This is a genomic window from Pseudarthrobacter sp. YAF2 (assembly GCF_052113345.1).
GTDB lineage: Bacteria > Actinomycetota > Actinomycetes > Actinomycetales > Micrococcaceae > Arthrobacter.
Map to the genome: position 1 here is coordinate 349,906 of NZ_JBFRDA010000002.1, position 21,838 is coordinate 371,743.

Consider the following 21,838-nt stretch of genomic DNA (forward strand, 5'->3'; position numbering starts at 1 on the left):
CATGCTGAAGAAACCCGAAACCCTGTTCGTCCTGGGCTACATGCTGCTTCCCTTGCTCGCGCTGCTGTCCGCGATCGTGGGACTGACCATGATCCTGGGCGGCAACAAGATCGCCGGTGCCATCGTGCTGGTGGTGGTCACACAGGTTTTCACCTTCGGCGCATTCTTTGCGCTGCGTGCGCGCAAGGCGGCCGTGCTGGAGGAGTCCAAGCGGAGCTAGTTAGCGGGAGTGTATGGGGAGGCCACCCCATACACTCCCGTCGTTATCCTGTTCTAGGCTGGGCACGCCCATCACGCCGGGGGCTGATGGATGAATATTGGGGGGAGATCCTGGTGGCGGGAACTTTGTGGGGTGCCGACGTCGCGCAACTGCGCACCCTAGCGCAGCAGTTCAGCAAGACGGCGGACCTGCTGCAGCAGCAGTCAACGCAGCTGAGCAGCCAGATCAACAACAATCCGGCTTGGAAGGGCGCGGACGCCCAGCGCTTCCGCTCTGACTGGAACAGCAACCACCGGACACTCCTTCAGCAGACGGTCACGAGGCTGCAGCAGGAATCAAAGGTGCTGCTCAAGAACGCCGACGAGCAGGAGAAGGCCAGCACCGACGGCTCGGGCGGAGCGGGTGTTCCTGGATCCCCCTCCGGTATCGGAGCATTTGCGGGTTCTGCCGACACCCCTGCTGCCGCAAACCCATGGGGGCCCGACTGGCTCGCGAAGGGCTCTCCGTTCAGGGATGCCTGGGGCGTCCGGGGCTTGGCGAAAAACGCCCTTGACCTGCCCAAGAATGTCTTTGGACTGGCCACGATGGCTTCCAAGGGCCTCGACGCTTTTACCGATGTAGAGCTCTGGGGCAAGCTTCCAGGCAAGAGCATCACGTACAACCTACTGGACTCGGGCGCAGATCTCCTCGGACTGAAGAATCTCCAGAAATACATCCCAGCGCTTAACCAGTTCGGTGGAGTATTCAAAGAAAGCCCATGGCTGTTCAAAGGCCAAGGCTCAATTCTTGAAGGCCTTGGCAAGGGCGGCCTCGGCCGGGGCCTGGGATGGGCAGGCGTGGGCCTTAACGCCTTCGACACCGCGGGCTACATCGCGGAGGGCAAAGGGGAAGAGGCGCTCTGGTCCGGCGCGAAGACCGCCCTTGGCGTGGCTTGCTTCCTTCCGCCTCCCGCGGGAACCGTTTGCCAAGTGGTCAGTGCCGGAATCGCGATTTACGAGATCCCAGCGGTCAGGGAGTTTGTGAACGGTGCCGCCGAGAACGTCGTGGACACCGTGGCCAGCGCCGTGAAGGACCCCGGCAAGTTCGTCGAAGACACCGGGAAGAATCTGGCCGACCTCGGCAGGGGCGCTGCCAGCTTCCTCGGCATCGGTTAAATCAACTTAAGGACAGTTCGTGACAACCAGCAGTGACTCTATCGAATCGCCGGACACAGCGATCGGCTTCGGCTTTGCCGAAATCGCATACCTCATCAGAAGGTTCGATACCGACGCCGCCAAAAAGTCGGGCCAGGTCCTCCGGTTGGAAGAAGAAGTCCGGTCGGACCCCATCTGCATCGCCGGAGGATCTTCGCTTCTGGGCCGTGGCTTTGCCAGCGTCGAGGACGACCTTGAACTGGAAGGGCCGGCGGTTCCCACCGCGTATGCCTTATCCAGGGCAATGCGATGGACTGAAATCAGCCTGGTTGACGGCGAGAAAACTGACACCGTGGTGCATGTGGAGTCGGATAAAGTATCCGTGCTGATGCAGCCCAGAACCCTGGCCACGTGGTTCGTCTTCGCCCAGGACCCGGATACCAGCGGCGCAGACGCCCAACTCTCTCTCCTCCAAGAACACCGGCGAACCCATCCCGAAGGAACCGCCTTCATCCGGGTGAAGACGACATCCGGAGAAGACCATTTGCTTATCCGACCAGACGGCCTCGGCTGGGCCGTGGGCAAAGTTATTGATCCCACAAAGGATGTCGAGGAGACCGCCGGGCTGGACACCTCCGACCTGCTCGCCTGGATCCGGCAAACCCGCGGAGAAGCCAGATGAGCAGCGAGACACCGCAACCCGGGCCGCCGGCAAGGAGCAGAGGCTACTACAAACGCCAGATCGAACAGGAAGCCGCGAAGCAGGGGCTGACGAGCGAGGAATACGGGGTTTACAAAGGCTCAACCGGAAGTGCCATCAAACCCGTCAACTCGGCTGGCGGCCTGCTTTTTCTGGCCGTCCTGATCTCGTTGTTTTCTGCTGTGGTCGTTGGAGCGGCGATTATTCTGCTCACCGGCGAAGGGGTCACCAATTGGGTGCAATTCATCATCGGCTGCTCCATCGTGCTTGTCCTGGTGCCCACCTCATGGGCTTACTACTTCAAAGAGCGTAAGGCGGCGCGCCTCCGGAAAGCGGCTGGTAAAACTCTTGAGCCGCCCACCCGCCGCTCGGGCAGGCCGGACTGGTGACCATAATCAGCCGTAGAGCAGCAATAGAGGAATTGCGGCATTGATTCACAGCTCAGACCAGAAGCGGCGTAACGACGCAGCGTATGCCGAACACAAGGCCGCGCTTGCACGGGGTGAAAAGCGGGTGCTGCGAACGACCAACACGGGCGAACTGCACAGTTACCCCGCCGACGAAATTGGGTTTTCCCCGGGCCGTGGACACGTGCGGGTCCAAACCTGGTGGGGTATGGGGACCCTGACAGGCGTCATGGTGCTCTTGGTCCTCCTTTCCCTTGTAATACTGCTGAGGCCCCTACCGGACGGCGGTCAACCGTTCTGGGGCGCCTCGGTCCTCACTGCGTTCAGCGGTCTTGGAGCTTGGTACACCTTCGGCATGGCAAAGGATGAGTATCGGGCCAAGAAGCTGCGCAAGGAACGGCATGCCCCCGAACCAGGAGCAGGACATGTCTCCCAGTGACCCCAAGGACAGACACGAGATGCGCGCTGCAAAGAATGCCGAGAGGATCCTCTTTCCCACGGTGACCGGGGAACTGCACAGCTACTCAAGGGAAGAACTCGGAATAGTCACGGCAAGCTCGCATCCGCAGGTACGGTCCGCTGGAGGCTTCCTGGTGATGGCGGTTGTCTTAGCTGCTGTGGCGGTCTTCTCTATCCTGCTGGTCGCAGGACCTACAAGCAGGGGTCAAGATCCGATGTGGAGCGCACTGTTCTTAACTGCAACCGGAGTTGGGGGCGCCGTGTACGCCCTTCGAATGGCAAAGGTAGCTTCGAGAGCCAAACGCCTGCGGGCGGAACGGGGAAACCTCGAGCCAAGCGCGCGCCAGCTGGACTGCGACCAGGACCAGCATGGCCAGGCGTAGCCGGGGCGTGCCGCAGGAACCGGGCTATGTTCCCTACCAACAACCTGAAGAGCGGACACTGCACCGGCTCTCCGAAAACACTGACGTAGTCGCCTACAGCGACGACGAGTATGGGGTCAGGAAGGATGATGGGCTCGGCATCATCAAACCTGTGAACTCCTGGGGCGGTTTGCTGTTCCTTTCCCTCCTGATGACGGCCTTGTTCGGTCTGATGCTTTACGGCATCGTCCAGATGGCAGTGACAGACCAGTGGGGAATCCTGGGCGAGATCTGGTGGATGTACCTGCTGGTCCTTTACCCCCTGTTCGCAGGCTGGGACGGCTTCTTCAAGGAGCGCAAAGCTGAAAAGCTGCGCCGGGCCAGGAACCTCAGGCGGCCCGTCGAATAGCGCCTCAGGCGCGTGCCGCCGTCGTACCTCCCGCGCCCGCTCCACAGTGACGTAACCGACTGCGCCCTGCCGGATGCGAAGTCTAAACTGGACGAATGACTACAGCAGCTTCCCCCTCCGTCGGCCTGATCGGATGGCGCGGCATGGTCGGTTCCGTCCTCATGCAGCGCATGCAGGACGAGGGCGACTTCGCCAACATCAACCCGGTGTTCTTCTCCACCTCCAACGCGGGAGGTGCCGCGCCTTCCTTCGCTGAAGGCGCTGGCAAGCTTGAGAACGCGTTCGACGTCGACACGCTGGCCAAGCTGCCCATTATCGTCACCGCCCAGGGCGGCGACTACACCAAGCAGGTCCACGGCGAACTGCGCAGCCGCGGCTGGGACGGCCTCTGGATCGATGCCGCCTCCACCCTGCGCATGAGCGACGATTCCATCATCGTGCTGGACCCCATCAACCGCGACGTCATCGACAAGGGCCTGGTCAACGGCACCAAGGACTTCATCGGCGGCAACTGCACCGTGTCCTGCATGCTCATGGGACTCGGCGGCCTGTTCAAGAACGGCCTGGTGGAGTGGGGTACCTCCATGACCTACCAGGCGGCCTCCGGCGGCGGGGCACGGCACATGCGTGAGCTCCTCAGCCAGTTCGGAACGCTCAACGCCGAGGTCAGCACGGAACTGGACGATCCCGCGTCGGCCATCCTGGACATCGACCGCAAGGTCCTGGCCCACCAGCGCACGGACATCGACGCCACCCAGTTCGGTGTTCCCCTGGCCGGCTCCCTGATCCCCTGGATCGATGCCGACCTGGGCAACGGACAGTCCAAGGAAGAGTGGAAGGCCGGGGTGGAGACCAACAAGATCCTTGGCACCTCGGAGGAGAACCGCGTGATCATGGACGGGCTTTGCGTCCGCATTGGCGCCATGCGTTCCCACTCCCAGGCTCTGACCCTCAAGCTCCGCGAGGACCTCTCCGTCGCCGAGATCGAGAAGCTGCTGGACGAGGACAACCAGTGGGCCAAGGTGGTTCCCAACACCAAGGAAGCCTCCATGTCAGAGCTGACCCCCGTCGCCGCCTCCGGCACCCTGGACATCCCCGTGGGTCGCATCCGCAAGATGGAAATGGGCCCGCAGTACATCAGCGCCTTCACCGTGGGTGACCAGCTCCTCTGGGGCGCCGCCGAGCCGCTGCGCCGCATGCTCAACATCGCCACCGGCAACCTGTAACATCCGGCCCGGCCGCCGCGCAGGCAGATCATGGCATTCCTGGCCCTCGCCCTGATCACCGTGGTTGCCATGGCCGGCCCGCTGCTGGCGTTGCCCGCCAAATGGCGGGTGCCAGTGGTGGCCGGCGAGTTGTTCGCCGGCCTCGCCATTGGCCGGAGCGGGCTGAACCTGATCGACCCCTCCGACCCCACGCTGAGGCTCCTTTCCGACGTCGGCTTTGCCCTGCTGATGTTCGTCGTAGGTACCCATGTGCCCGTACGGGACGCCCGGCTCCGTTCAGCCTTGGGCCACGGTGCCGTGCAGGCCGTGGTGGCAGCGGCCTTGGCTGCCGCCACCGGCGTTGCCGTGGCGGCCGCCTTCGGTACCGGCCACGCCCCGCTCTACGCGGTCCTGCTCGCGTCCTCGTCAGCGGCGATGGTCCTGCCAATTATTGACTCACTGCACCTCAGCGGCCCTCCCGTGCTGGCCATGACGGCGCAGGTAGCCATCGCGGACGTCGCCTGCATCGTGGCACTCCCCCTTGCCCTCGATCCCGTGAACGCCGGCCGGGTAGCGGTGGGATCCCTCGCCGTCGCACTCTGTGCCGCGGTGCTGTTCCTGCTGCTGCGACGCGCTGAGCAGTCCGGCGCCCGGGCCAGGCTGCACAAACTTTCGGAAAACCGAAGGTTCGCCCTGGAGCTCCGGATCCAGCTGGCAATCCTCTTCGCCCTGGCCGGGCTGGCCGTCCTCAACAACGTGTCCATCATGTTGGCCGGCTTCGCCTTCGGTCTGGTGGTGGCTGCGGTGGGTGAACCCCGGCGCCTCGCCCACCAGTTGTTCGCGGTCAGCGACGGATTCCTGGGCCCCGTCTTCTTCGTCTGCCTCGGCGCCTCGCTGAACCTGAGCGAGCTGGCGGCGTACCCGGGCATGATCCTGCTGGGGCTGTGCCTCGGAGGCGGATCCCTTCTCATCCATGCGGTTCTTCGCCTCCTGGGCGTGCCGGCCATCCTCGGCGTCCTGTCGGCGGCCCAGCTTGGCATCCCGGTGGCTGCGGCCAGCATCGGAACCCGGACGGGGGTCCTGCTCCCCGGTGAGGGCGCCGCAGTGCTCCTCGGAGCCCTGGTCACGATCGCCGCGAGTGCCTTTGCAGGGCAGCGGGCCGCCCGGCGGTGGACACCTCCCGCGGCCGTCAAGCCGCTCCCGAAAACCTAGCGGCCCAGAAACCTCAAATAATCTTCGGCGGCCTTCGCGAGCGTTTTTTGGGCGGCCGGGCCAAGGGGCGAGGTTGCGTCGAACATCTCGGGTACGACGACGGCGCTCCGGCCCGTGCCCTGGACAACCCAGGTGCCGGCAACCTTCCCCGCGGCCACCACGGTCTTCTTGAAGACGCCGTTGCCGCCCGGAACGATCAGGTCGAAGTGCTCCGGTGCCAGGACGGGCGTGCGGTCAGTGTAGCCGAGGACGAACTCGTCAAAACCGGGCAGCAGGTGTACGGAGCGGGCGCCCGGCAGGCCGGTATCAAGGAGGCCCGCCGTCTCGGGCGACATCCAGTACGTGGTGCCCTCAAACTCCAAGTCCTCCAGCTGCCCGCTGACCTCCTGGAGCGCGGCCCTCACCTCGGTCAGCGGCAGCTGCGTCCACCAGGCGAAGTCCCGGAGGGTGGCCGGCCCGTGGCTGCGGAGGTAGCGCAGCAGGAATTCCGCGACTGCCTCTTCCCGTCCCAGGCGGCGGGATGAGGGTATCCATTGGTCGAAGGCGGCGATCAGCTGCTGGTTCCCGGCCAAGGGGCCGAGCACCAGCCAGCCGTGCCGGCAGAGCGAGCCGAGGAGGTGGATGCCCCGCTGCCCGGCGGTTGGCTGGCCGCCGGCGTCGAAAACCCGGAACAATTCGGGGCGGCTGATGGGGCCCTCCGCCAGAATCCGGTCGAGGGCGATGTCCCGTGCCTTCTCAACGTCCGCCCACGCGATGTCCAGCTGGCGGTGCCGGGCAGCGATGCTGCGGGTAAGCCGCTCTGCGGTCAGATCGAGCATCCAGCGCAGGTCCTCAGGGGCCACCAGATGCAGCGTTCCACGCATCGGCCAGGACCGTACCACCGTGCCGTTGTCGATGGCAGCCCGCACGTCCGTGATTCCGGCGCCCGGCACCCGCACCCCCACCGCCCACAGCGCGGCGGGCAGGTCCTGGGCCTGCATGGCAGTCATCCACCGGACCAATTCCGGCACCGAGCCGCCACCGCCCGCAAGCCGTTGCGACGCCAGCCGCAGCCTGCCTATCATCCTGCGGTCGCGCAGGGCACCTCGTGCAGCCATGGCCCCATCCTAGGCCGCGTCACGGCTGGTGCCGGGCCCGCACACCCGTCGGCTAGAGTTCCAGCCCGATGAGCAGCGGCTCGGGGTGCAGCTGGATGCCAAATTGGCGTTCGACGCCGGCCCGCACCTCCCGCGCCACGGCCACCATGTCCGCCGCGCTGGCCGAGCCGCGGTTGGTGACGGCGAGCGTGTGCTTGGTGGACAGCGAGGCACGGCCAGCCGATACGCTTCCCTGTTCCAGCCCGAATCCCTTGCCGAACCCGGCCTGGTCGATCAGCCACGCTGCGGAGAGTTTCACCAGCCCATCCCCGCCGGCCGGGTAGCGCGGGGCCGATTCCGGCAACGTATCGGCAACGTCGGCCGGAACGATCGGGTTGGTGAAGAACGAACCGGTGGAATAGGTATCCCTGTCAGCGGCGTCCCACACCATCCCCTTGGAGGCACGCAGCCGCAGCACCTCCCGGCGGACGTCATTGGCGTACGCGCGCTTGCCCACGTCCACGCCGAGGGAACGGGCAAGTTCGGCGTACCGGATGGGTGCGCTCATGCGCCCCAGCGGCAGCTGGAATTCAACGGTGAGGACCACGTACCGGGGGGAACCGTCAACGGTGGTCCGCTTAAGGACGGAGTCCCGGTAACCGAATTCCAGTTCGGAACTTGTGAACGTCTGCACGGCGTTCCGCTCCCGATCCCATGTGCGGACGGCGGCGATGGTCTGGGACACTTCGGCGCCGTAGGCACCCACGTTTTGGACGGGGGTGGCGCCCGTTGAACCAGGGATACCGGACAACGCCTCAATCCCGGACCAGGCATGGCGTACGGCGTACTCCACCAGCCGGTCCCAGTTGTGGCCTGCCTGAACTACAACGGCCACCCCGCCGCAGGAGTCCTCCGCGTTCACGGTGAAGCCCTCCGAGGCGATCCTGACGACGGTCCCGGGGAACCCGTCGTCGGACACCAGGAGGTTGGAGCCGCCGCTGATGATCAGGAGCCGATCCCCTGCGGCGTCCGCCGACCTGACGGCGTCGATGATCTCCTCCTCCGTCCGGGCCTCGATGAAGGTGCCGGCGGGGCCGCCGACGGCGGACGTGGTCAGCTGGGAGAGCATGGTGGAAGTCACCCGTCAACAATACTAGGGAACCCCACACTCTCCCCGGCGTCGCAGCCCCCGGCCCCCCAGTAACAGATTCAATAATTAACTAACAAGATCAGTGTTGCATATTTACAAATCTGTCATATATGCGTATTTTCGAGCCAGCGGATCACAGACCTGGGCCCGCTTTCCCCGAAACCGCATAGGACAGCTATGACTATTACCAGGACTCTGGCCACGAGCCTCATGAGCCTATCGACAGCCGCATTGTTCGCCTTTTCATCGGCCGGAGGCGCCACAGCGGCACCCTCTGCCCCCGGAAACGACGCGGCTCCCGGGATCAGCAGCAACAGGACCGAGGGCGGCAGCGCGGACTACTGGACTCCAGAGCGCATGCGGGCAGCAGTGCCGGGCGACGTTCTTGCCAAGAAGGCGCTGCAGCGCCAAAAGGGCAATGCTGCCCCGGCCGGGGAAGCCGTTGGCAAGGGAACGGAAACGAAAATCAAGGGGTCGGATCCGGCGGTCCAGCCGTTGGCGAACGCCAGCGAAAACCCCGTCCCGCACATCGGCAAGGTGTTCTTTACGTTGGGCGGAACAGACTATGTGTGCTCGGCCAACTCGGTAGCTTCCACGAACCGAAGCACTGTTTCCACGGCAGGCCACTGCCTTAATGAAGGTCCCGGCGCCTTCGCAACGCGGTTCACGTTCGTCCCTGCCTACCTCAACGGGGCAGCGCCTTACGGCAAGTGGACGGCCAAGGCGCTCTACGCCCCGACCGAGTGGAGCTCATCAGGCAACATGCAGTACGACACCGGGTTCGCCGTGATGTCACCGCTGAACGGCCGTAACCTCGCAGACGTCGTGGGCGCCTCCGGGGTACGGTTCAACGCCGCCCGAGGCCTCAGCTACAAGGCGTTCGGTTACCCGGCCGCACCACCTTTCAACGGAGAATCCCTCAAGAGTTGCTCGGGGACCGCCACCAACGATCCCTACAACCCGCAGTTCAACACCCAAGGCATCCCCTGCAACATGACCGGTGGTTCCTCCGGCGGTCCCTGGTTCATTGGCACCTCCTCGGGCGGATACCAGAACTCGGTCAACAGCTATGGCTATGGAAGCAATTCCACCACCATGTACGGCCCGTACTGGGGTTCGGTCATCCAGTCGGTCTACAACGCTGCCGCGGCTTCCTGACCCATACGTGCCATAAAGGGTTGAGGGAGGAAGCCCCGGGGGCGCCCTCCCTCAACCGTGTTAAAACCCAGGACCGACAGTCCGACCATGGTGCCAGCGGGGCGTCAGGCCAGCTTGACCAGTGCCTGTGCTTTCATCAGGACTTTCTGCCCGGCGGCGACGACGGTGAGGTCGATCCGCGCCGTGTTGGCCTCCGCGTCGAGCTTTCCGATCATGCCGCTGACCTCGATCGTGGCGCCGGGCTCATCGGTGCCGGTGGTATCGGTGACCAGGACGGGCTTGGTGAAGCGGGTCTGGAAATCGACGACGGCGGCGGGGTCGCCTGCCCAGTCCGTGACAACCTGCACGGCAGAACCCATGGTGAACATCCCGTGCGCGATGACGCCGGGCAGCTCCACACTGGTGGCGAAGGCCTCGTTCCAGTGGATCGGGTTGAAGTCGCCGGATGCGCCGGCGTATTTGACCAGGTCGGTCCGGGTGACCACGATGGTGCGGCTGCCGATCTCCTGGCCCGGGCTGAGTTCGTGGATGCTTGGGCTCATGGCTACTGTCCCTCTCCGCGGACCAGGATGGATGACGTGGTGGTGGTGACCTGCTCGCGGGAGTCCCCGTCGCCAAGGGCGAAGATCTCCGAACGGGTGGTGATCATGGCGCCACCGCCCATGGCCCGGACACCGTCAACGTGGAGTTCCGCGACGAGACGGTCTCCAGCCACGATGGCGCGGTGGTGGATGAAGCGCTGGTCGGCGTGGACCACACGGGAGAAGTCGATACCGGCTTCCGGATCCTCGATGAGCTGGGCATCGGCACGCTGGGCGATGATGATGGCGAACGTGGGCGGGGCTACGAGATCGCGGTGGCCCAGGGCCTTCGCTGCCTCGACGTCGAAGTGCGCAGCGTGGGCGGCCTTGACGGCGCGGGCGAACTCGCGGATTTTCTCCCGGCCAACGTCATACACCTCTGCGGCAGGGTAGCTTCGGCCCTGCAGATCCGAATTGATAGTCATGGCTTCCAGCCTATCCCCGGCGCACCAGGGACAGGTTCCACAACCCACTGGTATGATGATTTCATCATTTCATCAAACCGCCAGGAGCCATTCCCTTGCTGTCCTCCGCCCAAGCGCCGCTGTACGAGATCAAGGCCAACCTGTTCAAGGGCCTGGCGCACCCGGCTCGTATCCGGATCCTTGAACTGCTGGCCGCAGCTCCGCAGGAAACTGCGCCAGTCAGTTACCTTCTGGCAGAGACCGGGCTTGAGGCCTCGCACCTCTCCCAGCACCTGGCCACCCTGCGCAGGCACAGGGTGGTGACCTCCGTACGCACCGCCAACGCCGTGACTTACCAACTGGCGCACCCAGGGGTTTCGCAACTGCTGGCCATTGCCCGGACCTTCCTCCTGGACAGCCTGTCCGAATCGAACGAACAGCTCCGGCTGGCGCAGCAGCTGCCGGCGGAGCACCTGTCCCGCGGATCAGCCTCGTGACGGCCACCGCCGCCACCCGCCGCGCCACTGCCAGGGCCGCCCAGAGTCTTACCCGGTTCCTCCCGTCCCGGCAGGATTACGCCGGTCTTCGCTCATCGTGGCGCACAGACCTGCTGGCCGGCATCACCGTGGGCATTGTGGCCCTGCCGCTGGCCCTCGCATTCGGGGTCAGCTCCGGGGTGGGCGCCGAGGCCGGACTTATCACCGCCATCGTGGCCGGCCTGGTGGCAGCCCTCATGGGAGGGTCATCAGTGCAGGTTTCCGGGCCCACGGGCGCCATGGTGGTGGTCCTGGCACCCGTCGTGGCCGTCCACGGCCCCGGCAGCGTAGCCCCGCTGTCACTCATGGCAGGGCTGCTGGTCTGCATTATGGGATTCAGCGGCTTGGGCCGGGCCGTAGCCTTCATCCCCTGGCCGGTGGTGGAGGGCTTCACACTGGGGATCGCGGCCATTATCTTCCTCCAGCAGGTTCCGCTCGCAACGGGCACGTCCGGCGTCCCGGGACACAACACCGTTGTCGCCGCCGTCGAAGCTGCCTCAGCCGCGCAGGCGCCCACAGTCCTGCTGACGCTGGCGCTCGTGGTGATGGTCGCCGTCGTGATGGTCCTGCTGCAAAAGCTGTTCCGGGCCATCCCGGCAAGCCTGGTGGCGGTCCTCCTGGCCACGGCGTCGGCCGAACTCCTGCAGCTGGATGTCCCGCGGATCGGTGCGCTGCCCCATTCCCTTCCCGCGCCGGCAGTGCCCGCCGTGGACATGGCCACCTTGGGAAGCCTTGCCATGCCCGCAGTCGCCATCGCCGTCCTGGCCGCCATCGAATCGCTGCTCTCCGCAAGGGTGGCCGCGGGGATGGCCGGCCCCGACGGCAAGCCCACCGGAGCCTACAGCCCGGACCGTGAGCTGACCGGCCAGGGCCTGGCTTCCATCGCCGCCGGACTGTTTGGCGGCATGCCCGCCACCGGAGCCATTGCCAGGACCGCGGTCAACGTGCGTTCCGGGGCCCGGACCCGCCTTGCCGCAGTGGTGCACGCCGTCGTGTTGCTGGGCATTACCTACCTGGCGGCAGGAATGGTCAGCCGGATCCCGCTGGCAGCACTGGGCGGGATCCTGATGGTTACGGCAACACGGATGGTTTCCCGGCGTACCGCTGCCGCCATCCTGCGTTCCACCCGGGCGGACGCCGCAGTCTTCGTTCTCACGGCCATCATCACCGTGGCCTTCGACCTGATCGTGGCCATCCAGATCGGGCTGGCCGCCGCGGCACTCTTCGCGCTGCGGAAATTCGCCTCGCTGAGCGGCGTCCAGCGCGAGCCGGTCCCCGGTCTTTCCGCCGACGGCGATGAGCACATTGCGGTCCTTCGGCTGGACGGGGCGATGTTCTTCGGCGCCGCCGAGCGTATCCTCCAGGAGATCAGCCAGGTGAAGGACGTCCAGGTGGCGATTATCAGGCTCTCGCAGCTGCGGATGCTTGACGCCACCGGCGCCCACGCGCTGGTGGAGGTCATCGCGGCGCTGGAACTGCGCGGCATCACGGTGCTGCTCAAGGGTGTGCGGCCGGACCACCTGGACCTGGTGACCAACGTGGGCGTGATCCGTTCGCTACGGCACCACAAACACCTGTTCCAGCACCTTCCCGATGCCGTGGAGCACGCCCGCAGCCATGTCCTGCGGAACGCAGCAGCTAGCGCCTGAGGTTCTTGCGGATCGACTGGCCGCGGACCACCATGCCCACGACGTGCAGCACCAGGCCCAGCCCGATCAGCGGAAGTGAAGCCATGGCCAGAGTCTGGTTGCCGCCGGTGTTGCCAATGATGTTGAGGATGATGCCGACGGCGATCAGTCCCATCGCGCTGAAGACCAGGACTTTGTAACGGGTTGGCGCAGTGGCCCAGAATTCGTTCAGCACCGTGCAAGTCTACCGTCCAGGCCTGCGGGGTCCGGCTAGAACAGGGACTCCTGTACTGCCGGGACCTCCGATGAGTAATCGCCCAGGGTGATGGTGCGGGCGGCCAGTTGGGACAGGTTCACCACGAACACGGCGTCCGTGCCATCGAGCCCGGCCAGCACGTTTGCCCCGCTCAGCGCCGCGATCCCGAAGCCGTGCTGCCCCTGGTCCAGCGCATGCGGGTAGGGATGCCGCTGGCCGGGCGCGTGCAGGGCGTCAGCCTGTGCCGGCCGCACCCACTGCTCCGCCACAGTTTCAAAGCCGCCGACGGCGGTGCGTGCCAGCAGCGCGCGCACGTCGGCGGCTGCCCGGGCATTGGTGGCCAGCAGGTCCCCCGGCGGGAGCGGCTGCAGCAGGGCGTCCGCCTTGGCTGCGGACCGCACTTGCTGCGTGAGGCCGACCTCGGCCGTCACCAGGTCCTCCAGGATCCGCACCACGCGGCCGTCCTGCGCCCTGGCAACATACGTGGCCGTTGCGGCCCCCTGCTCCGCGAGCCTGTTCCACTTCCGCGGACCGGAGGCGGTACCCACCTTGGTGGCACCGCCGGCGAACGTGGCAGCGTACAGCCAGTGTTCCTGCATCAGGTAGTCGCGCAGGCCGGGAGTGACCCGGCCGCCGCGGTGGAAGTCGTGCATCAGCCGGGACTCATCGAGCACGAAGCACCGTTCGCACTGCTTTCCGCGGGCTGCGGGGGCCGCGGAGGCGCAGAGGATGTGTCTGCGCGAGGCCGCCGACTGGACCTGGATGTGGCCCAGGCAGGACCTGCCTGGCTGCACCACCCGGAAGCCAAGGCGTGCGCCGGAATGGAGGCCCAACTCCCTGAAGTCCCCGTCCGGTGACTGGAGGCGCAGAACCGGGCCGCCGGCGTCGGCAATTGCCTTGGCAGGATCCACCACCTTGGGACCCGCCGCTGCGCTGGTGCCCGGCGGTTGCCCATCCCAAAAGACCCCGTGGACCAGATACGGGGTATCGGTCAACGGGGTCTCCTGAAGAACGGTGGTGGCGCTAGAGTGCGGGCTGGACTCCGAAGGCTACGGCGAGCTTCATGATCTTCTCGGCGCGGCCCAGGCGGGGCAGGTCCGAGCCGTCACGGATCACGCGGCCGTTCGCCTCGAAGTCGTTCATGAAGTCGGTGGCCCACGCGACGTCGGACGGGGTGGGGCTGATGACCTCGTTGATCACCGGGGTCTGGTCGATGGCCAGGCAGAGCTTGCCGGTCATGCCCATCATCACCGTGATGCCGGTCTGTTCGCGCAGGATGGGGTGGTTGGTGCCGACGGTGGGGCCGTCGATGGGGCCGGGCAGGTTGCCCACGCGGCTTGCGACGACCAGCTTGGCGCGCGGGTAGGCCATGGCCTCCGGGGTGGCGGCCATGCCGGTATCGCGGCGGAAGTCACCGGACCCGAACGCCAGCCGGAACGCGCCCTGTGCCTTGGCGATGTTGTTGGCTTCCTCGATGCCGACCGCGGATTCGACCAGCGGGATCACGGGGGTCTTGCCGTCCATGCGGTGGAAGCTCTCGGTCACCTGGTCAGCCGATTCGGTCTTGGCGAGCATGACACCGAGCAGGCCCGGGGTGCCGCGCAGGCCCGCGAGGTCATCGGCCCAGAACGGGCTGGTGGCATCGTTGATCCGGACCCAGGCCTGGCCGCCGGCGGTCAGCCAGTCCACCACGTTGGCCCTGGCCTGGTCCTTCTGCGACGGGTCCACGGCATCTTCAATATCCAGGATGATCGAATCGGCGCGGGACGCGGCCGACTGGTCAAAGAGCTCCGGCTTCATGGCATTGACCAGCAGCCACGAACGGGCGATCTCTGCGGGGATATTGCGTTCCGGCCTTACGGTTTCGGCGGCGATGGTAGACGTCATGGTTTCTACAGTATCCGCCCCGCAACCGGCACGGGGAAGAAAACGGCCGGCTTGTGAGGATCAATACGAACTAAACGCGTTGTGACTGGACTGCCGGGGAGAGTAGCTGGCAGTAGCTGTCGTTTTGGGGCTTCAAAACGACAACTACTGCCAGTCAGTTGGGAGCGGTCAGGGGATGTTGCTGCCGCGTGCCGTCACCCAGAGCCGGTACCAGTCGGCGCGGGTCATGGCACGGGCCGCCCGTTCCGCATCTGCGCAGGCGCGGATGCGTTCGGGGCTGGCTGTCCCGATTACCGGCGCGATTCCGGCCGGGTGCTTCATGAGCCAGCCCAGCAGGATGGCCTCGCCCGTAGTGCCGTACTCCCCCGCCAGTTCCGCCACCAGTTCGGCGGTGGCCTCCTCGGCCGGGGTGGGGCTTTCCAGCTCTGCCCCCGTGTAGGCGCCGCGGGCCAGGGAGCCATACGCCTGGAGGGTGATGTTGTTGCGGGCGCAGTACTCCAGCGTGCCGTGCGGGAAGCTGTAGTCCAGGTGCTCCGGGTGGTTGACCAGCACTTGGCTTTCCAGCCACGCCCGCTTGAGCAGGCTCATCTCCAGCTGGTTGGCCACCACCGGCGTCTCCAAACGGTCCTGCAAAACCTCGATCTGCGCCGCGGACATGTTGGACACACCCAGCTGCCGGACCTTGCCCTCGGCCATCAGCTGCCCCACCGCGGACGCCACCTCCGCAGGGTCCGCCAACGGGTCAGGGCGGTGCAGGAGCAGAATGTCCACGGAGTCTGTCCGAAGCCGCTTGAGGCTGCCGTTGACCCGCTCCAGGATGGCTTCCCGGCTCAGGTCGTAGTGGGTCTGCAGGCCGCGTTCGTTCAGCCTGATTCCGCACTTGGTCTGCAGCCGGATCCGCTCCCGCAGGCCCGGGATGGCGGCCAGCACCTCACCGAAGACGGCTTCGGACTTCCCGTTCCGGTAGATGTCCGCATGGTCGAACAGGGTGATCCCTGCGTCCAGGGCGGCCTGGACGGCAGCGGTGGCCTGGTCCACATGCTTGGCTTCATACGGTTCGTCAGACCAGGTGCCGCCCAGTCCCATGCAGCCGTAGATGAGTTCCTGCATCAGGGGCGCCCGCTTCCACGGGGGCCGCGCATCAGCGCAGCCACGCGGTGGTGTTCGCTGGCAGCTTGCCGTCCTCCAGCGGTGAGCTGCTGACCAGCACCTCACCGGGGGGAAGGTCGACGGCGGCGTTCCCGAAGTTGGTTACCGACTGCCAGCCGTTGGGTCGCTTGAAATGCAGCACGTCCGGGGCGCCTGCATCAATCCACTCCAGCTCTTCACCCGTGAGCAGTTCGCGGCGCAGTTTCAGGGCCTTGCGGTAGAGCTCCAGGGTGGAGCCGTCGGTGCCGTCCTGGGCCTCCACCGCGTACTTGCTGAACCAGTCCGGCTGCGGCAGGTGGGACCCGCCGTCGCCAAAGCCGAAGGAGATGCCTTCCACCTTCCAGGGCAGCGGCACCCGGCAGCCGTCGCGGCCGATCTCCACGCCCTTGTTGCGGAAGTAGGAGGGGTCCTGGCGCTCGGATTCGGGAATGTCTGCCACTTCCTGCAGGCCCAGTTCCTCACCCTGGTACAGGTAGGCGGAACCGGGAACGGCGAGCATCAGCAAAGTTGCTGCGCGGGCTCGGCGTTCACCGAGTTCCACGTCCAGCTGGTCCTGCGGTCCCCCGGCGAGCAGCCAGTCCTTGCCGTCCTGGCCCTTGGCGCCGGCCTTTTCCTTGGCCATCTGGGGCAGGCCGTAGCGGGTGGCGTGCCGGACGACGTCGTGGTTGGAGAACACCCACGTGGAGGAGGCGCCGGTGGCAGCGGCCTCGGCAAGGTTGCGGGTAATGATCTCCTTGTACTCGGCGGCGTCGAAATCGGCCTGCAGCAGGTCGAAGTTGAACGCCTGGCCCAAGCCCTGCGGGCTGGCATAGCGGGCACGCCGGGTGGCGTGCACCCAGGCCTCCGCCACGGCGGTGCGCGGCGGGTTGTACTCGTTGAACACCTCACGCCATTCGGCGTAGACCTCGTGGACTTCGTCGCGGTCCCAGAAGGGGTGCGAGCCGTCGTCGAATCCGTCCACACCGGTGTTGGCCGCGCTCAGTTCGAGCTTGGACAGCAGCGGTTCGGTGAGGTCCTTGGTGAGGGCGTGCGCCACGTCGACGCGGAAGCCGTCCACGCCGCGGTCGGACCAAAAGCGCAGGGTCTTGAGGAAGTCGTCGCGGATCTCGCGGTTGGACCAGTTCAGGTCGGGCTGCTCCTTGGCGAAGATGTGCATGTACCACTGGCCGGGGGTGCCGTCCGGTTCGGTGATCCGTTCCCAGGCGGGTCCGCCGAACACCGAATCCCAGTCCGACGGCGGGAACTCGCCGTTGGGGCCCTTGCCGTCGCGGAAGATGTAGCGGTCCCGCTCCGGGGATCCCTGGGGCGAGGCCAGCGCTTCCTGGAACCACTTGTGCCGGTTGGAGGAGTGGTTGGGGACGATGTCGGCAATCAGCTTGATCCCGGCGTCGTGCAGGGCCTTGGCCATTTCGTCGAAGTCGTCCAGCGTACCCAGCTTGGGATCGACGTCGCGGTAATCGTCCACGTCATAGCCGCCGTCCGCCAGTGCGGACGGGTAGAACGGGCTCAGCCAGACGGCGTCGATTCCCAGCGACTTCAGGTATGGCACCTTGGCGGTGATGCCCTTCAGGTCGCCAATGCCGTCGCCATTGGAGTCCGCGAAGCTGCGGGGGTAGATCTGGTAGACGGAGGCCTGGCGCCACCAGTTGGGGTCGGCCAGACGGTCGGAGTCGGACAGGGTTGCCAGCGTGGCAGTGGTGGACAAGGGGTGGTCCTTTTCTTTGCAGCAGGTACATTTATATTGAATCTAAATTTACTTCTTCAAATATTATCTGGTGCTTTGGACAGGAAGGTCAACAGCATGGCTGAACTGGTTCCGGCGACTCCCCAGCTGCTGCGGCGGGTCAGTGCCGGCGCGGTCCTGGAGTACCTGCGCGCGGCGGCGGCAGTGACGGTCACGGACGTCATGGCGGCCACGGGCCTGACCCGCGCCACCACCATCGCCGTCTGCGAGGACCTGGTCCGGCGGGGCTGGGTCCTGGAGCGGGAGAACCAGCGGGAGTTCGGCGGCTACCAAAAGGGTCGCCCTGCCCGCCGGTTCGAACTCAACGAACGTGCGGGCGTGGTCCTGGGCATGGACATCGGATATGCCAAGGTCACCGTGGTGGTTTCGGACCTCCGCGGCAAGACCGTGGGGCGGGCCAGCCGTCCCTTCCAAGCCGGTGACGTCGGCTCCCGGGAGCGCATAGCCTTCATTGACGGGGTGGCCATGGCGGCGCTTCGCTCAGCTGTTGCCGCACCGGACCAGGTCCTGGCGGTCTGCGCCGGGGTGGCCGCGCCGGTGGACCGGCACGGGGACGTGGTGGCCACGCAGAAGTTCTGGGGGCTTTTTGACCTGGGACTGCGGCCGGCCCTCAAGGAAGCCCGGGGATGGACGGTACTCGTTGAAAACGACGCCAACCTTGCGGCCCTGGGCGAACGGTGGCAGGGCGCAGCTGCGGGGATCGACGACGTCGTGGTGATCCTGGCGAGCGAACGGCTGGGATCCGGGATCGTGGAAGGGGGCCGGCTGGTCCACGGCACCCGCGGCAGCGCCGGGGAGCTTGCCTATCTGGACCTGGTGGACGGCGTGGGCGACACCTACGGGATCGCCCACCTGGCCCGGACTTGGGCCGCGGAGGCCTTGGCCGGGTCCGCCCCCACCACCCTCCGGGCCCTCAAGCCGGGCAGGGTCGAGGCCGAGCAGGTCTTCGCGGCTGCGGCCGACGGCGACGCCGTGGCACAGGACATCCTGGACCGGCTGGCGGACAGGATGGCCCGGGTGGTGGGGACTGTAGCCACCTTCCTCAACCCGGAACTGGTGGTGATCGGCGGCGGCGTGGCCAATTCCGCGCATGTGCTGCTGGGCCCCATCACCGCTCGGCTGTGCAACTTTACGGCCACCCCCGCTCGGGTGGCCGTCTCCCCGTTGGGAGACTCGATCGTGACGGTGGGTGCGGTGCGCTGTGCCCTGGACTACGTGGAGAAGCATTCCCTCGATCTGGAGTTGGCCCCGCCGGCCGAGGCCTAGCTATTCCGGCATGATCATGGTGCGCAGGTCCAGCTGCCGCAGCACCCGGTCCGCCACCTCAGGGTCCATGTCCGGCTCGTTGCGGGCCGCCACCACTTCCTGCCGCGCAGCATCCAACGCGATCGTTTGGACCGCGACGGCCAGTTCCCGCCCGCGCTGCCGCTTTTCCGCCAGGGGCCTCGTCAGGCAGGTTGCCGCCCGCCAGCTCGGCCCGCAGGCGGCGCATCCGTTCCTTGACCAGGGCCACCTTTTCCGGCGGCAGGTCCTTCATCAGGTGGTGCTGCTTGAGGGCCGCGACGGCGGCGGCCTGGTCGCGCGCGGCGAGCAGGCGGACGGCATCGCGTTCGGCTGTCCCGTCCTCGGAGGCCTTCAACACGTCGCGGGCACCTAGGCGCGCGGTCCCAATGCTGCTGAGACCGGCAGGGTGCCGTCGCGGAACTCGATGGTGCGGCCTGCGGTCTGGGGCAGGTCCAGCACTGCCGCCGCCACGATTGCCGTGTTGGCCCGCGACGTGTCACGGTCCCCGTCGGGTGACGGGTCGACGTCGATCAGGCCGGTTCCGGGCTTGTCCGTCAGGGTGCCGGGGCCAAGGATGGTCCACTCCAGCCCGGTGCCGCGCAGGTACTCGTCCGCGGCTGCCTTGGCCTCCGCGTAGGCGAAGAAGCTGTTGCTTTCCGGCACGCCATTGTCCTTGCCTGCGCCGAAATAGGACACCATGACGTACCGGTTAACGCCGGCCTGCGCGGCGGCATCGATGGAGCGGATGGCGGCATCCCGGTCCACGGCGTAGGTCCGCTCGGGGTTGCCGCCGCCCGCGCCGGCCGACCAGACCACGGCGTCGTGGCCCTGGAGTGCGTCGGCGATGTCCGTAGTCGCGGCATTCTCGACGTCCAGGACGGACGGCGTGGCGCCGGTGGCGGCGACGTCGGCTGCGTGGTCCGGATTCCTGATGAACGACGTGACGGCGTGGCCCTCGCCGGCGAGGAGCTGGGACAGGAGGAGGGCCACTTTCCCGTGGCCGCCAATGATGGCGATGCGTGTCATGCCCCCATTCTGCCTGCTAGGTCAGACATCTGTAACGCAGGTACACCGCCCCGGCCTCGAAGCGGCGCACGTCGACCAGCTCCAGCCGGGACTCCAGGCCGTCCGGCAGGAAACGCAGCCCGCCGCCCACGGCCATCGGGTTGATGAACAGCCGGCACTCGTCCACGAGGCCCGCTTTCAGGGCGTGCGCGGCGATGGTGGGGCCGCCGATGCTGATGTCCTTGTCACTGGAGGACTTCAGGTCCCGCACAGCGTCCGGCAGGAACTGGCGTTCCAGCCGGGTCCGGGGCGTTGCCGTGGCGTCCAGCGACGCCGAGTACACCACCTTGTCCGCCCCCTGCCAGATTTGGGCGTAGTCCTGGATCACGGCAGGTTCATCCGCAGTGTCCATGGTTTCCCAGACCGACATGACCTGGTACATCCTGCGGCCGAACAGGTAGGTGCCCACGTCCCGTTCGAGGTCGTTGATGAAGGCATGGACTTCCTCGTCGGGGGCGGACCACGCGAAGTTGCCGTCCCTGTCTGCCGTGTAGCCGTCGAGGGACATGATTGCGGAATAGATCAACTGCGCCATGGGCCCATTCTGCCGCCGGACATCAGGCCCGCATAGGCTTTCGCCACACCAGGAACTGCTGCCCCAGGGTCCAGAGGTTGGAGACGGTCCAGTAGACCAGCACGCCAATGGGGAAAAAGATGCCGCCCACACCGAAGACCAGCGGCAGCACGTACAGCAGGACCTGCTGCTGGCGGACCAGCGGACTGCCGGGATCCTGCCCGCTGACGGATCGGGCCGCCACGAGTTTCTGTGTCAGGAACTGGCACGCGATCATCACCAGGATCATGGCGACGGCGAGCACGGCCACGGCGGCCGGGTCGCCGCCGCCGTGAACCAGGGCGGCGGACAAGGGCGCCCCGAAAATGCTGGACGAGTCGAATTGGACCACCTGCGCCCGGCCCATGGCCCCGATGCCGTTGCCCTGTTGCGAGGCGTTGGAGATCCCCGACAGGACCTGGAACAGGGCGAGGAAGAACGGTGCCTGGATCAGCAGGGGCAAGCATGCCGAGAATGGATTGGTGCCGTGCTTCCGGTACAGGGCCATTTGTTCCTGGGCCATGGCCTGCCGTGAGCCCTGGTCTGTCCTGCCCTTGTACCTGTCTTGCAGTTCCTTCAGGTCGGGCTGCAGGAGGCCCATCCTGCGCTGGGCCCGGACCTGCGCCAGGAACACCGGGATGAGGGCCGCGCGGATCACCAGGACCAGGCCCACGATGGCCAGGGTCCAGGTCCAGCCTGACGCTGCAGGCATTCCTGCCGAGCTCAGGCCGTCGTGGAAGGCCACCATGATGACGGACACCAGCCACCGGAATGGTTCCATGACCGCTGCAACAACATCCACCGAATCCCCCATCCGCCAGTTGCTGCAAAGCTACTGCCGATCCGGGAAACAGGAAAGCCCCCGGGATCTCGGGGATTCCGGGGGTTCAGCCTGTAGCGGTGGGGAGGCTCGATCTCCCGACCTCACGATTATGAGTCGTGCGCTCTAACCAACTGAGCTACACCGCCACGAATGAGAAAAACCTGCGTCAAGCCGGTCAAAACCGCCTTGACACAGGCCCTCATTCAGAGCCCCCCACCGGAATCGATCCGGTGACCTCGTTCTTACCAAGAACGCGCTCTACCACTGAGCTAGGGGGGCAACGAGTAAATACTCTACCGGAAGATTTACGCACCAACAAATCGGGATCGACGCCGGGCGGGAGCGATCGAAACAGCTGCGTGGGCGCCGGGCGGCGGTCCGTTTTTCCGCGTCATTCCGCGGTTTCCGGGTATCGAAAACACAAAGCGGACGACGCC

Annotated in this window: 25 protein-coding genes and 2 tRNA genes; 12 read left to right on the forward strand and 15 right to left on the reverse strand. The window is 66.1% G+C overall.

Annotated features, from left to right (window positions below; all coding sequences use genetic code 11):
• The first annotated feature begins 1 nt into the window (after position 1).
• From AB4Y79_RS03600 to AB4Y79_RS03635, 8 genes are all read left to right on the forward strand, one after another.
• On the forward strand, positions 2-220 hold the full coding sequence (locus tag AB4Y79_RS03600; RefSeq protein ID WP_308930249.1) for an NF038396 family protein: 219 nt from the start codon (positions 2-4) through the stop codon (positions 218-220).
• Positions 221-306: 86 nt separating this feature from the next.
• A complete protein-coding gene (locus AB4Y79_RS03605; protein WP_441858794.1) occupies positions 307-1,374 on the forward strand; it encodes a hypothetical protein in 1,068 nt (355 codons plus the stop codon).
• Between the two features lie 19 nt (positions 1,375-1,393).
• On the forward strand, positions 1,394-2,035 hold the full coding sequence (locus AB4Y79_RS03610; RefSeq protein ID WP_441858795.1) for a hypothetical protein: 642 nt from the start codon (positions 1,394-1,396) through the stop codon (positions 2,033-2,035).
• Positions 2,032-2,442 (forward strand): hypothetical protein, encoded by a 411-nt coding sequence (locus tag AB4Y79_RS03615; protein ID WP_441858796.1) that lies wholly within the window; start codon positions 2,032-2,034, stop codon positions 2,440-2,442. Before AB4Y79_RS03610 ends, AB4Y79_RS03615 begins: the two co-directional genes overlap by 4 nt.
• A gap of 419 nt (positions 2,443-2,861) precedes the next feature.
• Complete coding sequence (locus AB4Y79_RS03620; protein WP_441858798.1) at positions 2,862-3,302, forward strand: hypothetical protein; 441 nt, start codon at positions 2,862-2,864, stop codon at positions 3,300-3,302.
• Positions 3,289-3,690, forward strand: a complete 402-nt coding sequence (locus AB4Y79_RS03625; RefSeq protein WP_441858800.1) for a hypothetical protein — start codon at positions 3,289-3,291, stop codon at positions 3,688-3,690. Before AB4Y79_RS03620 ends, AB4Y79_RS03625 begins: the two co-directional genes overlap by 14 nt.
• A gap of 95 nt (positions 3,691-3,785) precedes the next feature.
• The gene (gene asd, locus AB4Y79_RS03630) at positions 3,786-4,916 is read left to right on the forward strand and encodes an aspartate-semialdehyde dehydrogenase (protein WP_441858802.1); all 1,131 of its coding nucleotides are present in this window, start codon (positions 3,786-3,788) and stop codon (positions 4,914-4,916) included.
• Between the two features lie 30 nt (positions 4,917-4,946).
• On the forward strand, positions 4,947-6,107 hold the full coding sequence (locus tag AB4Y79_RS03635; protein ID WP_441858804.1) for a cation:proton antiporter: 1,161 nt from the start codon (positions 4,947-4,949) through the stop codon (positions 6,105-6,107).
• On the opposite strand, the gene AB4Y79_RS03640 is transcribed toward AB4Y79_RS03635, so the two are convergent.
• Together AB4Y79_RS03640 and AB4Y79_RS03645 are read right to left on the reverse strand one after the other, a co-directional pair.
• Positions 6,104-7,204, reverse strand: a complete 1,101-nt coding sequence (locus AB4Y79_RS03640; RefSeq protein WP_441858806.1) for a winged helix DNA-binding domain-containing protein — start codon at positions 7,202-7,204, stop codon at positions 6,104-6,106. The two genes, AB4Y79_RS03635 and AB4Y79_RS03640, sit on opposite strands and share 4 nt — an antisense overlap.
• Positions 7,205-7,256: 52 nt before the next feature.
• Positions 7,257-8,324, reverse strand: coding sequence for a UDP-N-acetylmuramate dehydrogenase (locus AB4Y79_RS03645; RefSeq protein WP_441858808.1), 1,068 nt, complete (start codon positions 8,322-8,324; stop codon positions 7,257-7,259).
• 186 nt (positions 8,325-8,510) lie between these two features.
• Between AB4Y79_RS03645 and AB4Y79_RS03650 the strand changes: the two genes are divergently transcribed.
• Complete coding sequence (locus AB4Y79_RS03650; protein WP_441858810.1) at positions 8,511-9,491, forward strand: trypsin-like serine peptidase; 981 nt, start codon at positions 8,511-8,513, stop codon at positions 9,489-9,491.
• A gap of 104 nt (positions 9,492-9,595) precedes the next feature.
• Here the strand turns inward: AB4Y79_RS03650 and AB4Y79_RS03655 are convergent, their stop codons facing one another.
• Both AB4Y79_RS03655 and AB4Y79_RS03660 read right to left on the reverse strand, forming a co-directional pair.
• Positions 9,596-10,033, reverse strand: a complete 438-nt coding sequence (locus AB4Y79_RS03655; protein WP_441858812.1) for a MaoC family dehydratase — start codon at positions 10,031-10,033, stop codon at positions 9,596-9,598.
• A 2-nt stretch (positions 10,034-10,035) separates the two neighbouring features.
• Complete coding sequence (locus tag AB4Y79_RS03660) at positions 10,036-10,497, reverse strand: FAS1-like dehydratase domain-containing protein (RefSeq protein ID WP_441858814.1); 462 nt, start codon at positions 10,495-10,497, stop codon at positions 10,036-10,038.
• Positions 10,498-10,592: 95 nt separating this feature from the next.
• Between AB4Y79_RS03660 and AB4Y79_RS03665 the strand changes: the two genes are divergently transcribed.
• Both AB4Y79_RS03665 and AB4Y79_RS03670 read left to right on the forward strand, forming a co-directional pair.
• On the forward strand, positions 10,593-10,973 hold the full coding sequence (locus tag AB4Y79_RS03665) for an ArsR/SmtB family transcription factor (RefSeq protein WP_441858816.1): 381 nt from the start codon (positions 10,593-10,595) through the stop codon (positions 10,971-10,973).
• Positions 10,970-12,661 carry a SulP family inorganic anion transporter gene (locus tag AB4Y79_RS03670; RefSeq protein ID WP_441858818.1) on the forward strand — a complete coding sequence of 564 codons (1,692 nt, stop codon included), beginning with the start codon at positions 10,970-10,972 and terminating at the stop codon, positions 12,659-12,661. Before AB4Y79_RS03665 ends, AB4Y79_RS03670 begins: the two co-directional genes overlap by 4 nt.
• On the opposite strand, the gene AB4Y79_RS03675 is transcribed toward AB4Y79_RS03670, so the two are convergent.
• The 5 genes from AB4Y79_RS03675 to AB4Y79_RS03695 form a co-directional block, all read right to left on the reverse strand.
• Positions 12,651-12,875, reverse strand: coding sequence for a DUF3188 domain-containing protein (locus AB4Y79_RS03675; RefSeq protein WP_441858820.1), 225 nt, complete (start codon positions 12,873-12,875; stop codon positions 12,651-12,653). The two genes, AB4Y79_RS03670 and AB4Y79_RS03675, sit on opposite strands and share 11 nt — an antisense overlap.
• Positions 12,876-12,910: 35 nt before the next feature.
• Entirely contained in the window at positions 12,911-13,891 is a 981-nt protein-coding gene (locus AB4Y79_RS03680; RefSeq protein ID WP_441858821.1) for a DUF2797 domain-containing protein, read from the reverse strand.
• Between the two features lie 28 nt (positions 13,892-13,919).
• Positions 13,920-14,783, reverse strand: a complete 864-nt coding sequence (locus AB4Y79_RS03685) for an HpcH/HpaI aldolase/citrate lyase family protein (protein WP_441858823.1) — start codon at positions 14,781-14,783, stop codon at positions 13,920-13,922.
• A 168-nt stretch (positions 14,784-14,951) separates the two neighbouring features.
• On the reverse strand, positions 14,952-15,893 hold the full coding sequence (locus AB4Y79_RS03690; protein ID WP_441858825.1) for an aldo/keto reductase: 942 nt from the start codon (positions 15,891-15,893) through the stop codon (positions 14,952-14,954).
• Positions 15,894-15,924: 31 nt separating this feature from the next.
• Positions 15,925-17,637, reverse strand: a complete 1,713-nt coding sequence (locus tag AB4Y79_RS03695) for a glycoside hydrolase family 13 protein (RefSeq protein WP_441858827.1) — start codon at positions 17,635-17,637, stop codon at positions 15,925-15,927.
• Between the two features lie 96 nt (positions 17,638-17,733).
• On the opposite strand from AB4Y79_RS03695, the gene AB4Y79_RS03700 reads away from it, so the two are divergent.
• Positions 17,734-18,942 carry an ROK family protein gene (locus AB4Y79_RS03700; protein ID WP_441858828.1) on the forward strand — a complete coding sequence of 403 codons (1,209 nt, stop codon included), beginning with the start codon at positions 17,734-17,736 and terminating at the stop codon, positions 18,940-18,942.
• Between the two features lie 58 nt (positions 18,943-19,000).
• Here AB4Y79_RS03700 and AB4Y79_RS03705 read toward each other — a convergent pair whose 3' ends face one another.
• From AB4Y79_RS03705 to AB4Y79_RS03730, 6 genes are all read right to left on the reverse strand, one after another.
• Positions 19,001-19,318 (reverse strand): hypothetical protein, encoded by a 318-nt coding sequence (locus AB4Y79_RS03705; protein WP_441858830.1) that lies wholly within the window; start codon positions 19,316-19,318, stop codon positions 19,001-19,003.
• An 11-nt stretch (positions 19,319-19,329) separates the two neighbouring features.
• The gene (locus AB4Y79_RS03710; RefSeq protein WP_441858832.1) at positions 19,330-19,986 is read right to left on the reverse strand and encodes an SDR family oxidoreductase; all 657 of its coding nucleotides are present in this window, start codon (positions 19,984-19,986) and stop codon (positions 19,330-19,332) included.
• A 16-nt stretch (positions 19,987-20,002) separates the two neighbouring features.
• On the reverse strand, positions 20,003-20,560 hold the full coding sequence (locus tag AB4Y79_RS03715; protein WP_441858833.1) for a dihydrofolate reductase family protein: 558 nt from the start codon (positions 20,558-20,560) through the stop codon (positions 20,003-20,005).
• Between the two features lie 22 nt (positions 20,561-20,582).
• Complete coding sequence (yidC, locus tag AB4Y79_RS03720; RefSeq protein WP_441858835.1) at positions 20,583-21,380, reverse strand: membrane protein insertase YidC; 798 nt, start codon at positions 21,378-21,380, stop codon at positions 20,583-20,585.
• Between the two features lie 93 nt (positions 21,381-21,473).
• A tRNA-Met gene (locus tag AB4Y79_RS03725) sits at positions 21,474-21,547 on the reverse strand.
• Positions 21,548-21,608: 61 nt separating this feature from the next.
• Positions 21,609-21,680, reverse strand: a tRNA-Thr gene (locus AB4Y79_RS03730).
• Positions 21,681-21,838: the final 158 nt, after the last annotated feature.